14 protein-coding genes are annotated in these 15,397 nt (G+C 73.9%); 7 read left to right on the top strand and 7 right to left on the bottom strand.

Annotated features, from left to right (window positions below; translation table 11 throughout):
- Nucleotides 1-39: 39 nt before the first annotated feature.
- The 5 genes from AB0K80_RS22420 to AB0K80_RS22400 are packed head-to-tail and all read right to left on the bottom strand — an operon-like array spanning nt 40 to nt 5,257.
- Complete coding sequence (locus tag AB0K80_RS22420; protein ID WP_365672271.1) at nt 40-966, bottom strand: STM4011 family radical SAM protein; 927 nt, start codon at nt 964-966, stop codon at nt 40-42.
- 10 nt (nt 967-976) lie between these two features.
- A complete protein-coding gene (locus AB0K80_RS22415) occupies nt 977-2,317 on the bottom strand; it encodes an STM4012 family radical SAM protein (protein WP_365672268.1) in 1,341 nt (446 codons plus the stop codon).
- A complete protein-coding gene (locus AB0K80_RS22410; RefSeq protein WP_365672580.1) occupies nt 2,314-3,129 on the bottom strand; it encodes an STM4013/SEN3800 family hydrolase in 816 nt (271 codons plus the stop codon). Before AB0K80_RS22410 ends, AB0K80_RS22415 begins: the two co-directional genes overlap by 4 nt.
- Nucleotides 3,126-4,301, bottom strand: a complete 1,176-nt coding sequence (locus AB0K80_RS22405) for an STM4014 family protein (protein ID WP_365672266.1) — start codon at nt 4,299-4,301, stop codon at nt 3,126-3,128. Before AB0K80_RS22405 ends, AB0K80_RS22410 begins: the two co-directional genes overlap by 4 nt.
- Nucleotides 4,298-5,257 carry an STM4015 family protein gene (locus AB0K80_RS22400; protein ID WP_365672264.1) on the bottom strand — a complete coding sequence of 320 codons (960 nt, stop codon included), beginning with the start codon at nt 5,255-5,257 and terminating at the stop codon, nt 4,298-4,300. The genes AB0K80_RS22405 and AB0K80_RS22400 overlap by 4 nt, the downstream gene beginning before the upstream one ends.
- A gap of 171 nt (nt 5,258-5,428) precedes the next feature.
- Between AB0K80_RS22400 and AB0K80_RS22395 the strand changes: the two genes are divergently transcribed.
- Together AB0K80_RS22395 and AB0K80_RS22390 are read left to right on the top strand one after the other, a co-directional pair.
- Entirely contained in the window at nt 5,429-5,755 is a 327-nt protein-coding gene (locus tag AB0K80_RS22395) for a hypothetical protein (protein ID WP_365672262.1), read from the top strand.
- Between the two features lie 36 nt (nt 5,756-5,791).
- Nucleotides 5,792-6,841, top strand: a complete 1,050-nt coding sequence (locus AB0K80_RS22390) for a DUF6745 domain-containing protein (protein WP_365672260.1) — start codon at nt 5,792-5,794, stop codon at nt 6,839-6,841.
- 114 nt (nt 6,842-6,955) lie between these two features.
- Here AB0K80_RS22390 and AB0K80_RS22385 read toward each other — a convergent pair whose 3' ends face one another.
- The gene (locus tag AB0K80_RS22385) at nt 6,956-7,714 is read right to left on the bottom strand and encodes a hypothetical protein (protein ID WP_365672258.1); all 759 of its coding nucleotides are present in this window, start codon (nt 7,712-7,714) and stop codon (nt 6,956-6,958) included.
- Nucleotides 7,715-7,856: 142 nt separating this feature from the next.
- Nucleotides 7,857-9,551: a PucR family transcriptional regulator ligand-binding domain-containing protein gene (locus AB0K80_RS22380; protein WP_365672256.1), complete on the bottom strand. Its 1,695-nt coding sequence runs from the start codon at nt 9,549-9,551 to the stop codon at nt 7,857-7,859.
- A gap of 375 nt (nt 9,552-9,926) precedes the next feature.
- On the opposite strand from AB0K80_RS22380, the gene AB0K80_RS22375 reads away from it, so the two are divergent.
- The 5 genes from AB0K80_RS22375 to AB0K80_RS22355 form a co-directional block, all read left to right on the top strand.
- Nucleotides 9,927-10,817, top strand: a complete 891-nt coding sequence (locus AB0K80_RS22375; RefSeq protein WP_365672254.1) for a xanthine dehydrogenase family protein subunit M — start codon at nt 9,927-9,929, stop codon at nt 10,815-10,817.
- Nucleotides 10,817-11,353: a (2Fe-2S)-binding protein gene (locus AB0K80_RS22370; protein ID WP_365672252.1), complete on the top strand. Its 537-nt coding sequence runs from the start codon at nt 10,817-10,819 to the stop codon at nt 11,351-11,353. Before AB0K80_RS22375 ends, AB0K80_RS22370 begins: the two co-directional genes overlap by 1 nt.
- A gap of 2 nt (nt 11,354-11,355) precedes the next feature.
- On the top strand, nt 11,356-13,743 hold the full coding sequence (gene pucD, locus AB0K80_RS22365) for a xanthine dehydrogenase subunit D (RefSeq protein WP_365672250.1): 2,388 nt from the start codon (nt 11,356-11,358) through the stop codon (nt 13,741-13,743).
- Nucleotides 13,744-13,863: 120 nt separating this feature from the next.
- Nucleotides 13,864-15,066 carry an XdhC/CoxI family protein gene (locus tag AB0K80_RS22360; RefSeq protein ID WP_365672248.1) on the top strand — a complete coding sequence of 401 codons (1,203 nt, stop codon included), beginning with the start codon at nt 13,864-13,866 and terminating at the stop codon, nt 15,064-15,066.
- 216 nt (nt 15,067-15,282) lie between these two features.
- Nucleotides 15,283-15,397: LacI family DNA-binding transcriptional regulator (locus tag AB0K80_RS22355; protein WP_365672578.1), on the top strand; the 115-nt coding region annotated here is incomplete at its 3' end.

Raw genomic sequence — 15,397 nt, 5'->3', positions numbered from 1 at the left:
GTGTGGGCAGCCGCGTGCCGGTGCCGAATGCGTGGCACGTCATCGTCGTGGGCCGGCGGTGTCCGTGTTGTCGGTGTCCGGGCGGCTTGTGAGCGTGACGGGCAGGGCGGTGTGCCGCGCGGGGACGTCGGCCGGGACGCGTTCCAGGACGCCGCCCGCGAACACGTCGTACAGCGGCAGTGTCTCCAGGTGGACGTAGCCGATGTGGCAGTCGCAGACGGCGCGCGGGCACGGTCTCGCGCGCAGGGCGGCGCGGTAGGAGCCGTCGTAGAGGTTGCCCAGTTCCGCGCGGACGAAGTGGCAGCGGCGGACGGTGCCCTCGCCGTCGACCGAGATCACCGACGCGCCGGTGCGGCAGGGCAGGCCCGCGCTGGGGTGCGGGGTGCGGCTGTACGGGAAGAGCGGGTCGAGCGCGGTCCACTGCCCGGCCTCGGCGTCCGTGTAGGTGTGTCCCTCGGCCGCGTTGATCCACAGGTAGACGTGCGCGGGCAGGTCGGCGCGCAGGCGGCGGGCCGCCTCCAGGTGCGCGGGCAGGCCGACGACGCCGACGCTGAAACGGACCCCGCGGCCGGACAGGTCGTGGCACTTGGCGAGGAAGCGGTCGTAGGGCGTCTGGCCCGGGTGGTACGTGCACCACAGGGCGAGCGTGTCCAGGTCGGCCCCGTCGAGCCAGTCCGTGCGGCAGCTGAGGTTGGTCTGGATGGCGACGCGGCGGATGTGCGGCAGGTGGGACAGCTCCACCAGGGCGCGCCGGTACCAGGAGCGGACCAGGCCCTCGCCCCACGGGGTGAACAGGAGGGAGAGGCGGTCCTCGCGCTGGGCGGCGGCCCACCCGGCGAAGCGCTCCAGGGCGGCACGGTCGGCCCGCAGCTGGGCGGGGGAGTCGCGCCGCTTGGCGAAGGGACAGTAGGGACAGTCGTAGTCGCAGGAGGCCAGCGGGCCCCGGTAGAGGAGGGTCAGGTCCACGGCGGGCCGGTCACTTCCTCTCGTAGGCGGCCATGGCGGCCCGTACGGCGGGGGAGAACAGCAGCGGGCCGACGGCGTCGGAGTGGGCGAGCCCCTCCGGCGTGAGCCGCAGGCGCGTGGAATCGGCCGTGTCGAGCCAGCCGCGGTCGGTGAGGGCGTCGAGTTCGGGGCCGAAGTCGTCGGCGGGGGCACTGCCGAAGCGGGCGTGGTACTCCTGGCTCACCAGGCCCTTCGCCTGGAGGAGGGACTGCAGCAGATGGCGGCGGCGGGCCTCGCCGGCGTCCACGCGGTAGCCGACCTCGGCGTGGGCGAAGTCGGTGGCCGTGACGTAGGCGTCGATGATGCCGCGGATCTCGTGCATGCCGACCGCGTAGTCGAAGGAGTAGTGCAGGCCGGTGGTGTACGAGCGGGCCCCGCAGCCCAGGCCGATCATGCCGTCGGTCTGGCACGCGTAGTCGTCGGCGCCCTGCGGCGGGGCGTCGGCCCGGCGGAACATGCGCATGGACTGCTGCACGTAGCCGTGGGCCAGGAGGTGGTCGCGGCCCGCGCGGTACAGGCGCAGCCGCTGCGCGTCCCAGGCCGGGTCGGGACCGGCCGGTGAGCGGTGGCGGTCGAGGCCGGTGAGGGGCCGGACGTACAGCGGGTAGAGATAGAGCTCCTCGGGGCGCCAGGCCAGGGCCGCGTCCAGGGAGTGCCGCCAGGTCTGCTCGGTCTGCCCGTCGATGCCGTAGATCAGGTCGATGTTGAGGACCGGGATGCCGGCGTCCCGGATCCGGGACAGGGCCGCCTCGACGTCGGCGCGGCGCTGCGGGCGTACGGCGGCCCGGGCCTCGGAGTCGACGAAGCTCTGCACGCCCAGGCTCAGCCGGGTCGTCCCGCGCTCCGCCAGGACGGCGAGGCGGTCGGCGGTGGCGGTGGCGGGCGAAGCCTCCACAGACAGCGGGACGGTGCGCAGCTGCGCCCCCATGCGGTGCTCGGCGATGTCGCAGAGGCGGGTCAGTTCCGCCGCGGTGAGGAAGGTGGGCGTGCCGCCGCCGAAGGCCGCCGTGGCGAACCGGACGCCGTCCGACTCCCCGAGCGCCTCGCGCACGGCTGTGGCCTGCCGCTCCAGGGCGTCCAGGTAGGCGCCGGTCAGCCCGTCCGGGGCGCCGACGCGGGTGAAGAGGTTGCAGAAGCCGCAGCGGACCTCGCAGAACGGGATGTGCAGGTACAGGGAGAGGGCGCTCTTGTCCTCCGCCGCCCACAGCGCGCTGAGCGCGGGACGGTCGGGGAGCCTGCGGTAGGCGGTCTTGTGGGGATAGGCGTAGACGTAGTGCTGGTACGGCGTGGTCGGCGGGGCGGCGGTGGTCATCGGGCGGCCTCGGCGGGGTCGAGGAAGAAGTGGGCGTACGGCACGGTCCACACGCACGCGTGGCCCAGGCGGTGGCCGGTGTAGCCGTCGTCGCCGTAGGCGGTGCCGTGGTCGGAGCAGACGATCGCGAAACAGCGGCGCCGGGAGCTCACGGCGGCGAAGAGCCGGCCGATGTGCCGGTCGACGTACTCCAGCGCGGCGGCGTGCGTGGCACGGCTGTCGCCGGCCTCGCGGGTGGCGCCGGGCAGGTGGAACCAGTTCGGCTGGTGCAGCGCGGAGACGTTCACGAAGAGGAACAGCCGCTGCTCGGCGGGGAGCCGGGCGACGACCTGTTCGGCGCGGGCGACCTGGTGCTCGAAGGAGTGCGGCGAGGTGACGCCGAACTCCGGCTCCCAGTGCGACTCGTGGAACAGGCCGGGCAGCACCGAGCCGAGCGGGCCCTGCTTGTTGAAGAAGCCCACCCCTCCGATGCACACCGTGTGGTAGCCCGCCTTCGCCAGGCCGGAGACCAGGTCGGGGGTGTCGTAGACGAAGGTGCCCTCGGCGGTGGTCTCGCTGCCGGCGAAGCTCGCCGCGAACAGGCGCGGATGCGGTCCCGGTGCGGCCGGGGTCGGCAGGAAACCGGCGAAGATCGCCTGGTGGGAGGCGTAGGTGAAGCTGCCCGGCGCGTGGCGCTCCTCCCAGCGGCCGCCGGGCAGGTGACGGGCGAGGTGCGGGATGCGGCCCTCGGCCGCCAGCTCGGCGGCCACGTCGTAACGCAGCGTGTCGAGGGTGACCAGGAGGATGTCGTGGTCGCCGACGACCTCGTTCATGTCGGGCTCGGACATGGGGTGTTCCTGTTCTGTGCGGATCGGTGGTGCGCCCGGTGCGGGCCGGGCCCGGCGTGGGCGCGCAGGGCGGCCGCGACCTGTGCTCCGTAGGTGTCCAAGTCCTCGGCGCCGCTGCCCGGCAGCCCGGTGAGGCGGGGCAGCAGATCGCCGAAGGCGTTCACCTCGCCGACGAACGCCCGGCGCCAGCCGACGGCCGGCAGCAGGTCCACGCCGACGCACAGCGTGCCCGGGAAGCAGGCCGCGGCCCGCTCGCACAGCTCCAGCAGGTCCGCCCAGCGCGCGCCGGCCGCCTCCACGGCCCGCCGGGCCTCCTGAAGGTCGCCGCGGCTGCCGCCGAGGTGCAGGTTGGTCATCGGCCGGCGGCTGGTGCGCACCACCGCGTGGGTGGCCCGGCCGGCCACCACGACCACCCTCAGGTCGGCGGTGCGGCCCCGCTGGGAGGCCTTGGGCACCCAGCGTTCGAGGTGCAGCCCGTCGGGGGCGAGCGCGTCGACGATGGCGGCGAGGTCCCGTTCCCGCTCGTAGCGGCGCACCTTGAGCGAGTTGTACAGCCGCCCGTCCGGGGCGAGCTCCACGGAGGTGGTCGCCCTGATGCGGCCGGCGCCCGACTCGACGGCGAGGACCCCCGAGGCGGACGACCCGTGCGCGGGTTTCACGAACAGCCGGGGCATCCGGTGCTCCCGCATCAGCGCCCGTACGTCGTCCCAGCCGCGCACCGGCGCACCGTCCGGGCCCGACGTGGGGGAGGCCGGGACGGGGATGCCCGCCCCGTCGAGCACGGCGTGGCAGCGGCGCTTGTCGAACAGCACGGCGAGCTCGTCCGCGTCGGCCAGGTGGATCCCGCCGCGCAGCGAGCGCAGCGCGGCCGTGAAGGCGGCGTACCAGCGGGCCGAACCCTCCACCCGGGTGGGGTCCGCGACGCCCCGCAGCAGACGGTCCACCTCGGTGTTCTCGCCGGGGGAGTCGACACGGACGAGTTCCTCGGCGGCGAAGTGCGCGCCCTGGTCGCGCAGGACGTCCGTCCACGGCACAACGCGCGGGCCGGGCAGGCCGGCCGCGCGCACCGCGGCGGCGAACAGGGACACCCGCCGGTTCTCGGGGTTGCCGACCACCGCGAAACGCGGCCGGGCCGCCGGCCGGGGGCGTGCGCTCACTCGCCCACCGCGACGTAGCGCCAGACCGTGCCGTCGTCCTCGGTGTCCTCCTCCGCGTCGCCGCGGTCGAGATCCACCTCCACACCGGCGGGCTCGAGGGTCTGCCGGATCCGCTCCACGAACGGCTCGCTGAGGTAGTGGTGGTGCAGGTCGAGCTTCTTCAGATGGGTCAGGGGCTGCCCGCCGAGGAGCGCGGCGGCGCCCTCGTCGGTCAGCACACCCATGGACAGGTCCAGCACCTCGAGCCGCTCCACGACGGGGGCGGAGGCGACGGCCGCGGCCACGGCGTCCTGCATCTCGCTGTTGCGCAGCGCCAGATGACGCAGGCGCGGCAGGCGGGCCCCGGACAGCAGCGGCTCCAGATCGGCGGCCTCGCTGTCGCCGCCGTAGTCGGGGGTGCCCAGCCACAGGTCCAGGTGCTCCAGGGCGGGCAGGTCGCTCGCGCCGATGCCGCGCACCACCTCGGCGGGCAGTCCGCCGCTCTCCACGACGAGTCTGCGCAGCGCCTCGTGGCGTACGGCGGGGAACCGCAGGTCCGTGCCGCCGCGCACCCCGAACTCCTCCAGGGCGGGGAAGCCGGACAGGAGCGGGGTGACGTCGGTCTGGTGGATCCAGGAGATCTCGCACTCCTCCATCACCATGTCGCCCAGGAACAGCGCCCGCAGCGCCGGGAGACGGTCCCGGGCGCCGAGCAGGGCCTCGATCACCTCGGACGGGGGCGTCTCGTAGGCCTCCTCCCAGGCGCCCACGATCAGGGCCCGCACGCGCGTGGTGTCGACGGCGGAGCAGAAGCGCGCGAAGGCCCCGGCCCAGCTCTCGTCGCTGTCGTAGGTGTCGGAGGCGATCCGCCAGGCCACGGCGTCCGGTTCGGGCAGGTGGTCCAGGGGCGTGTCCACCTTGGGGAACGTGTGGGCGGGCAGCCGGTACAGCCCGTGGAGGTGGTCACCGATGGTCATACGGCTGCTCCCGAGGAGAAAGAGTGTGCGGCGTGTGGTGACCGCAGTTCTACCAACCGCCACTGACAGCGCCCGTGGGCGGGGCGGCACTTCGGGCCGTTGTCAGTGGCGGCCCCTACGGTCGTGGTCATGAGGCCGGCGCACGGTGCGCCCGGCGGTGAGGGGACAGCCATGTACCGGCAGGGAGACGTACTGATCGTGCCCGTGACACGGGAGGCGGTGCCGGAGCACGTGGCGCACGCGCCACGGGAGCGGCGTGACGCGCGGGGCCGGCTCGTCCTGGCGCTCGGCGAGGTCACCGGGCACGCCCACGCGGTCGTCGGGCCGGGCGAGTTGATCCGCGAGCCGGGGCCCTTCGGCCCGTTGCTGCTGCACCTGCCGCAGGGCGGCCGGGTGGTGCACGAGGAACACGCGGCGATCGCCCTGCCCGAGGGCTGGTACCGCGTGATCAGGCAGCGGGAGTACGTGCCCGGGTCCGTGCGGATCGTGGCCGACTGAGTGCGGACCGAACCGGTCCTGAGGGAGGGGCAGTTGATGATGACGGACAGCGACGCGGCGCAGCGGGAGGCCGGGGCCGCCGACGGCCTGGACCGGTGGCGGGCGTGGGCCTCGGCGACCGTGCCCGCCGACCGCGCGACCGCCGAGCGGGGCGTGCGGGCGGCCTACCGGCGGGCGGGGCTCACGGAACCGGAACAAGTGGTGTGGGCCGGATCCCCGCGCGAGGCCGTCGCGTTGCTGCGACGGCTCCCGGACCGCGGGCCCAGCGTGCGCGAGGCGGTCCGCAGCGCTCCCTGGGCGCGCGCACGACGCCGGCTGCACGCCGAGCTGGGCGCCGAGGGGTGGTCGGCGCACTGGGCGGCGACCGGGGGCCGGCTGTGGGAGACCGCCCAGGCACTCGTGAACCGGATCACAGCCGGGGTGATCGAGGACCTGGCGGGCCGGGACACGGGCAGGGAGGCCGCGGAGATCCGGCTGCTCCTGTTGGACGCCGTGCTCGGGCAGCACGACGCGCCCTGGCTGGCCGCGTTCCCCGCCGAGGACGGCCCGCTGGACGCGCTGGCCACGGTGTGCCGCAGCGCGGGCTGGTGGTGGCCCTACGCCCGTGTCGCGGTGGTGGCGGAACGGCCCGTCGAGCTGCACCGCGACGAGGCCGGGCGCCTGGACCACGGCGACGGACCCGCGCTCGCCTACCCCGACGGCTTCGCCCTGCACGCCTGGCGCGGCATGCCCGTACCGGCCGCCTTCCTCGCGGAACTGCCCAGTCTCACCCCCGAGCGGATCCGCGCGGAGGAGAACGCCGAGCTGCGGCGGGTGATGCTGGAGTACTACGGCTACGACCGCTACCTCGCGGACTCCGGCGCCCGCCCTGTCCACCGGGACGAGACGGGCACCCTGTGGCGGATCGACCTGCACGACGACGAGCCCGTGGTGATGGTGGAGGTGCTCAACTCCACACCGGAACCGGACGGCACCCGGCGCACGTACTGGCTGAGAGTGCCCCCGTCGACCCGCACCGCGAAGGCGGGGGTCGCCTGGACGTTCGGGCTGCACGCCGACGTGTACGCGCCGGTGCGGGAGACCTGAGCCGGGCGCCGGCTCGCGCCCGGCCGCGGGGTGCCGGACGACCGGGACCTGCCGGCCGGTGTATGTGCCCGGCTTCGGGATCTCCGACCGGCGGGATGAGCGCCGGCCCGCAGCTCACGCCGTCGCCGTCGGCGGGGCCAGCTGCCGGGCCAGCCAGGTCGGCACACCCCCGAGCAGCCGGAACAGCCGCCGTGCCTCCTCCCGCAGCCGGGACGCCTCCGGTTCCGTCTCCGTGTCGGCGAGGGACACCAGCGCCGGGGCCGTACCGACCAGGTAGCCCAGTTCCTCCCGGATCCGCAGCGACTCGGCGAAGCCGTGCCGGGCCTCCGCCAGCTCGCCCTCCCGCAGGGCCAGTCCGGCCAGATGCCGCCAGGTGAACGACAGCAGCAGCTGGTCGTCGTGGGCGGTGGCGCCCGCGTGGGCGCGGCGGAAGGCGGCGCGGGCCGCCTGCGGGGCCTCGGAGAGGTTCTGCGCCACCAGCCCGCGCCGGAAGTCCAGCAGGGCACGCCCCGCGGCGCCCGGGGGCAGCAGCGCCGCCGCCCGCCCGAGCGCCGCCCGGGCCTCGTCCGAGCGGTCCCGTACGCCGAGCAGCGTCGCGGCGTACGCCAAGTACCCGCGTTCACAAGCGGCCGCGCCCCGCTCGTCGTCGCTGTGCGCCAGCGCCTCGGCGGTGCGCAGCGCGTCCTCGGCCTCCTCCCAGCCCTGCTCGGTGTACAGGCAGCGTTCCACCAGCAGCGCGGCCCGCTGGAGAGCCGCCGCGGCGGTGGCCGGTACCAGCAGGGCTGCCGCGTCTGCCCAGCAGGCGCGGGAGCGCAGCCGCCACACCGCGGTCTGGAGGGGATCGTCAGCGGCGGTCGTTCCGTTACCAGACATGGCGGGATGCGCCACGTTGCCCTCCCCGAGCACGCCATCGAGCTTTGAGTGGTGGCCGCATCTCAGCACGAATCGGCGGGCCCGGCCAAGAGGGTGGGTGAAGGATTTCACAAAGTAGGGGGACTGACCGGCCTCACGTGTTTCAGCTCATCCGCAGCGCCAGGAAGAAGTCCAGCTTGTCCTCCAGGCGGGACAGGTCACGGCCCGTCAACTGCTCGATGCGGCCCACCCGGTAGCGCAGTGTGTTGACGTGCAGGTGGAGGCGGGTCGCGCAGCGGGTCCAGGAGCCGTCGCAGTCGAGGAAGGCCTCCAGGGTGGGGATGAGTTCGGCGCGGTGGCGGCGGTCGTAGTCGCGCAGCGGGTCCAGCAGACGGGCCGTGAAGGCGCGGCGGACGTCGTCGGGGACGAAGGGCAGCAGCAGGACGTGCGAGGCCAGCTCCTGGTGGCCGGCCGCGCAGACCGGGCCGGGGCGGGCGGCCGCCACGCGGCGGGCGTGCCGGGCCTCCTCCAGGGCGCCGCGCAGGCCCTCCGCCGAGTGCACGGCCGCGCTCACGCCGAGCGTGATCCGCCCCTCGTCGCCGAGGCCGGCGGTGAGCGGGGCGCGGACCGCGGCCAGCAGCGTGTCGGCGAGGACGCCGGTCTCGGAGCCGTCGTGTTCGGCGGACACGGCCGGCAGCGGCACGAGGGCGACGGCCTCGTCGCCGCTGTGGGCCACGGCGATGCGCTCGGAGGGCTCCGGCCCGCCGGACTGTCCGCCGGCCGGGGCACTCCGGGAAGGTTCGACGAGGATCTCCTCGAGCAGCGACTGCGCCGCCGGGCCGCCGTCGGCCTCACCCTCCCAGTCGACGCGGGCGACGACCACCTGCCAGTGCGGGGCGGCACCCAGGCCGGGCAGCAGGACCGGAGCGGCCACCCGCAGACGGGCGGCGATCTCGGCGGGCGCCGCACCCGTCTGCACCAGTTCCAGCACCTCCTGCGCGAGGCGGCGGCGGACGCTGCGGGCCGCGTCGCGGCGGTCCCGTTCGACCGCGATCAGCTGGGTGACGCCGTGCACCAGGTCGAGCCGCTCGTCGGGCCAGTCCCCGGCGTCCGCCTCGACGGCCAGCAGCCAGTCGGACAGCAGGGTCTCCCGCGCGTCCCGGGCCGGCTGCGGGGAGCGGCCGCCGGAGCGGATCGGGAAGAGCGAGTAGGGGGTGGTGCCCAGGATGACGCGGTGGGGGCCGCGGCGGCCGGTGCGCGCGGCCGCCAGGTGTTCGGCCGCGAGCCGGGCGCACGTGTCGGCGGGCAGGGCGGGGCCGGCCACCCGGGGGCCGGCGACGAGGCGGCCGGTGGGGGACAGCACCCAGGCGCGCAGGTCCAGGTCCGAGCCGAGCAGGTCCAGCACCACGTCCGGGCCGCCGCCCGCCGGGCCCGAGGTCATCATCCGGCGATGCCGGTCCACGACGGCCGCGAGATCCCCGGCGCGCTCTCCGGACACCTGCCGGACGACGTGCTCGGTGATGGTCGCGAAGGCCACCGACTCGTGCACGGCGAACAGCGGCAGACGGTGCCGGGCGCAGGCCACGACCAGGTCCTCGGGGATGTCGCCCAGCTCCGCCTCGCCGGCGGCCAGGGCAGCCACCTGGGCCTGCACCAGGATCCGTACGAACGGCTCGGAGTCGGCGGCGTCCCGGCGCCAGGCCAGGCCCGTCAGCACCAGCTCGCCGCCCGACAGGTAGCGGCTGGGGTCCCTGAGGTCGGTGGTCATCACACCCCGCACGGTGCGGTCCAGCTCGTCCTCACCACCGAGGAGCCTGAGGCCCAGCGCGTCGGTGTCCAGCAGTGCGCGCAGCCGCATTCTCGTCGCCGCCGTTTCTTGTCTCGAATTTTTCGCTGAATGGTGCAGGGTGGTGGGTGAGGGGCCCGTTCGGCGGGGGGTGAGCGCTGCTCGCCGTCTCCCGGGCGGTGTCCCGGCCGTGTTCCAGGTCACGCGGCTGTGTCGCGCGTTTCCCCGGGAAAACGAGGAGGTTACTGAAGGCCTCCGTTCATACGAATCTACAAGATGGGCGTGCTGGCCAGCCAACTCCTTCAGGCTTTCCGTGACTGACCCGGGCGTCGCAGGCGCTGTGTACTGGCTCTCATCCGACGTGAACAGCAGGGGAACGAGCCGGGCCCGCCGCCCACGGATTGGCTTGATCCGTACACCCCATGATGACGAAGAAGAGAGCCGGTCATGGACTTCCTTCGCCCCGCCAGCTGGGAGGAGGCGCTCGCCGCGAAGGCCGAGCACCCCACCGCTGTGCCGATTGCGGGTGGCACCGATGTGATGGTCGAGATCAACTTCGACCACCGCAGGCCCGAGTACCTCATGGACCTGAACCGCATCGGTGACCTCGACGAGTGGGAGGTCGGCGAGGACAGCGTACGGCTGGGCGCCTGTGTGCCGTACACGAAGATCATGGAGAACCTGCGCGCCGAGCTGCCGGGCCTCGCGCTGGCCTCGCACACGGTGGCCTCTCCGCAGATCCGCAACCGCGGCGGTGTCGGCGGCAACCTCGGTACCGCCTCCCCGGCCGGTGACGCCCACCCCGCCCTCCTCGCGGCGGGCGCCGAGGTGGAGGTGGAGTCGGTCCGGGGCAGGCGCATGATCCCGATCGACGACTTCTACCGGGGCGTCAAGCGCAACGCCCTCGCCCCCGACGAGCTGATCCGGGCCGTGCACGTGAAGAAGGCCGACGGACCGCAGCAGTTCTCCAAGGTCGGCACGCGCAACGCGATGGTCATCGCCGTGTGCGCCTTCGGGATCGCGCTGCACCCCGAGAGCCGGACCGTGCGGACCGGGATCGGTTCGGCCGCCCCGACACCCGTTCGGGCCAGGGCGGCGGAGGAGTTCCTGAACGCCGCGCTCGAGGAGGGCGGCTTCTGGGACAACGGAAAGATCATCACCCCGTCGGTCGCCCGGCAGTTCGCCGAGCTGTGCTCCGCAGCGTGCAACCCGATCGACGACGTCCGGGGCACCGCGAGCTACCGGCGCCACGCGGTGGGCGTCATGGCCCGCCGCACGCTGACCTGGACCTGGGAGTCGTACCGCGGCACCCGCCGCACCGCGAAGGGAGCCGCGTGATGCGCGTCAACTTCACCGTCAACGGACGGCCGCAGCAGGCCGACGACGTGTGGGAGGGCGAGTCCCTGCTGTACGTGCTGCGCGAGCGGCTCGGTCTGCCGGGGTCCAAGAACGCCTGCGAACAGGGCGAGTGCGGGTCGTGCACGGTCCGGCTGGACGGCGTGCCCGTGTGCGCCTGCCTGGTCGCGGCCGGTCAGGTGGAGGGCCGGGAGGTCGTCACGGTCGAGGGCCTGGCCGACTACGCCCGGCAGCGTTCCCGCGGTGCGCCGCGGGTCCAGGGCACCGACTCGCAGACCGGCGAGGGCGCCGAGCTGTCCCCGGTCCAGCAGGCGTTCATCGACGCCGGCGCCGTCCAGTGCGGCTTTTGCACACCCGGCCTGCTGGTCGCCGCCGACGAGATGCTGGAGCGCAACCCGACCCCGACCGACGCGGACATCCGCGAGGCGCTGTCGGGCAACCTGTGCCGCTGCACCGGCTACGAGAAGATCATGGACGCGGTCCGGCTGGCGGCCGCCCGGCAGGGAGAGGCGGTCTGATCATGGCGTCCCCCAGCGGAATCCCGTCGAAGATCACCCAGGGCTCCCCGGCCAAGGGCGGCATCGGCGAGTCCACCCTGCGCCCGGACGGCACCCTCAAGGTCACCGGCGAGTTCGCCTACGCGTCCGACCTGTGGCACGAGGACATGCTCTGGGGCCAGATCCTGCGCTCCCCGGTCGCGCACGCCGAGATCGTGTCGATCGACACGGGCCAGGCGCTGGCCACGCCGGGCGTGTACGCCGTCCTGACCTACGACGACCTGCCCACCGACGTGAAGCACTACGGCCTCGAGATCCAGGACACCCCGGTCCTCGCGCACGGCAAGGTCCGCCACCACGGCGAGCCGGTCGCGATCGTCGCCGCCGACCACCCGGAGACGGCCCGCCGCGCCGCCGCCAAGATCCAGGTCGAGTACCGCGAGCTGCCCGTCGTCACCGACGAGGCCTCCGCCCTCGCCCCGGACGCGGTCCTGGTCCACGAGAACCGCACCGACCACCACGCCCCGCACGTCCCGCACCCGAACATCCTGCACCGCCAGCCGATCGTGCGCGGCGACGTCGCGGCCGCCCGGGAGCGCGCCGACGTCATCGTCGAGGGCGAGTACACCTTCGGCATGCAGGACCAGGCCTTCCTCGGCCCCGAGTCCGGCCTGGCCGTGCCCGAGGAGGACGGCGGCGTCCACCTCTACATCGCCACCCAGTGGCTCCACTCCGACCTGCGGCAGATCGCCCCGGTGCTCGGCCTGCCGCCGGAGAAGGTGCGCATGACGCTGGCCGGCGTGGGCGGCGCGTTCGGCGGGCGCGAGGACCTGTCGATGCAGATCCACGCCTGCCTGCTGGCACTGCGCACCGGCAAACCGGTCAAGATCGTCTACAACCGCTTCGAGTCGTTCTTCGGGCACGTCCACCGCCACCCGGCGAAGCTGTTCTACGAGCACGGCGCCACGCGGGACGGCAAGCTCACCCACGTCAGATGCCGCATCGTCCTGGACGGCGGCGCGTACGCCTCCGCCTCCCCGGCGGTCGTCGGCAACGCCTCCTCGCTCGGCGTCGGCCCGTACGTGGTCGACAACGTCGACATCGAGGCCATCGCCCTCTACACCAACAACCCGCCCTGCGGCGCCATGCGCGGCTTCGGCGCGGTCCAGGCGTGCTTCGCCTACGAGGCGCAGATGGACAAGGTGGCCAAGCGGCTCGGCATGGACCCGGTGGAGTTCCGGCAGCGCAACGCCATGTCCCAGGGCGCCCTGATGCCGACCGGCCAGGTCGTCGACTCCCCGGCCCCGGTCGCGGAACTGCTGCGCCGCGTCAAGGCGATGCCGATGCCCCCCGAGCGGCAGTGGGAGTCCAGCGAGGGCGCCGACGTACGGCAGCTGCCGGGCGGCCTGTCCAACACCACGCACGGCGAAGGCGTCGTCCGCGGGGTCGGGTACGCGGTCGGCATCAAGAACGTCGGCTTCTCCGAGGGGTTCGACGACTACTCCACCGCGAAGGTCCGCGTGGAGGTCCTCAACGGGGAACCGGTGGCCACCGTCCATACGGCGATGGCGGAGGTCGGCCAGGGCGGTGTCACCGTCCACGCGCAGATCGCCCGCACCGAGCTGGGCGTCGCCCAGGTGACGATCCACCCGGCCAACACCGAGGTGGGCAGCGCCGGTTCCACGTCGGCGTCCCGGCAGACGTACGTCACCGGCGGCGCGGTGAAGAACGCCTGCGAGCTCGTACGCGAGAAGGTCCTGCAGCTCGGGCGCCGCAGGTTCGGCTCCTTCCACCCGGCCTGGGCGACGGCCGAGCTGCTGCTGGAGGGCGGCAAGGTCGTCACCGACGCCGGCGAGGTCCTGGCCGATCTGGTGGACGTTCTCGGCGACGAGGCCGTGGAGGTCGAGGAGGAGTGGCGGCACCGGCCGACCGAGCCCTTCGACCGGCACACCGGGCAGGGCAACGGGCACGTGCAGTACTCCTTCGCCGCGCACCGGGCCGTCGTCGAGGTCGACACCGAGCTCGGCCTGGTCAAGGTCATCGAGCTGGCCTGCGCGCAGGACGTCGGCAAGGCGCTCAACCCGCTGTCGGTGCTCGGCCAGATCCAGGGCGGCACCACCCAGGGCCTGGGCGTGGCGGTGATGGAGGAGATCATCGTGGACCCGAAGACGGCGAAGGTGAAGAACCCCTCCTTCACCGACTACCTGATCCCCACCATCCTCGACACGCCGACCATCCCGGTCGACGTGCTCGAACTCGCCGACCACCACGCCCCGTACGGCCTGCGGGGCGTCGGCGAGGCCCCGACCCTGTCCTCGACGCCGGCCGTCCTCGCGGCGATCCGCGACGCGACGGGGCTGGAGCTGAACAGGACACCGGTCCGGCCGGAGCACCTCACCGGCACCGCGTGAGCGGACCCTGCGGGCGGCGCACGGGACGTCCCCCTGCGCGCCGCCCGCAGGACGCGCGAGAGCCGGCGGGGCGTGATCGCCACCCCGTCCCACACCGCTGCCGCAAGGAGACCGAGACACATGCTGGACATCGCCGAGGAACTCAGCCGGTGGGTCGAGCAGGGCCGTGACTTCGCCGTGGCCACCGTGGTGACGGTCGGCGGCAGCGCGCCCCGCGGGCCCGGCGCCGCGCTCGCGGTCGACGCCGACGGCACGGCCATCGGATCGGTCTCCGGCGGCTGCGTGGAGGGCGCGGTCTACGAGCTGTGCCGACAGGCGCTCCAGGACGGCGGCACCGTCCTGGAACGCTTCGGCTACAGCGACGACGACGCCTTCGCCGTCGGCCTGACCTGCGGCGGCGTCATCGACGTCCTCGTCACTCCGGTACGGGTGGGCGACCCCGCCCGCCCGGCCGTCGCGGCGGCGCTGGCCGCCGCCGCGCGCGGCGAGGCGATCGCGCTCGCGCGGATCGTGCGGGGCCCGGCCGGTCTGACGGGCCGGGCCCTCGCGGTCCGCCCCGACGCCTCCCGCGAGGGCGGCATCGGCGCCCGTCCCGAGCTGGACCGTACGGTCGCGGCGGAGGCGGGCGCCTTCCTGGACGCCGGCCGCACCGGCACGCTGGAGATCGGCGAGCAGGGCTCGCGCTGCGGAGCACCGCTCACGGTGCTGGTGGAGTCGTCGGTCCCGCCGCCCCGGATGATCGTCTTCGGCGCGATCGACTTCGCGTCGGCGCTGGTCCGCGTCGGCGCGTTCCTCGGCTACCACGTCACCGTGTGCGACGCCCGCCCGGTCTTCGCTACCCGGGCCCGCTTCCCGGAGGCCGACGAGATCGTCGTCGAATGGCCGCACCGATACCTCGAGCGGACCTCCGTGGACGCCCGCACGGTGCTGTGCGTCCTGACCCACGACGCCAAGTTCGACATCCCCCTGCTCCGGCTGGCCCTGCGGCTCCCGGTCGCCTACGTCGGCGCGATGGGCTCCCGCCGGACCCACCTGGACCGCGAAAGGCGCCTGCGCGAGGCCGGCGTCAGCGACCTGGAGCTGGCGCGCCTGCGTTCACCGATCGGCCTGGACCTCGGCGCCCGTACGCCGGAGGAGACGGCCCTGTCCATCGCGGCCCAGATCGTCGCCGAGCGGCGGGGTGGCAGCGGGGTGCCCCTGAGCGGGGCGGACCTCCCCATCCACCACGACCACGACCCGGCGCTCGGCACGCCGAGGGCGGTGCGCAGCGGGTCCCCGGCTGCCGGGAACCTCGCTTCGTCGAATCGGTTCGCCGGAACGTAGCAGCGAGTGCGGCGCTCAGCAATACCCCTGACACACGGTGAGTCCGCAGACCGTCCGGGGGGCAGGACGGTGGCGAGAAGTTCCGCCGCAGGCGTTGACAGCCCTCTGTGGCGTTCCTATCTTCGCTTCACCGAACCGGTTCGACGACCGGGATCGTGACGTTTCACCGCAGTCCCCATTCCACCACCCCCGCGACCGGTCGTTCCGTCTCACGGAGTGTCGAACCGGTTCGACCAATGCGAGCAAGGAGTCGCCGTGAACATCGGTGAGATCGCCCGGCGGGCCGGTGTCTCGCGCTCCACCGTCTCGTACGCGCTCAGTGGCAAGCGTC

The organism is Streptomyces sp. NPDC052682, assembly GCF_040678435.1.
Lineage (GTDB): Bacteria > Actinomycetota > Actinomycetes > Streptomycetales > Streptomycetaceae > Streptomyces.
Note: the sequence above shows the minus strand (reverse complement) of the source record. Positions and strands in the feature narration are given on the sequence as shown.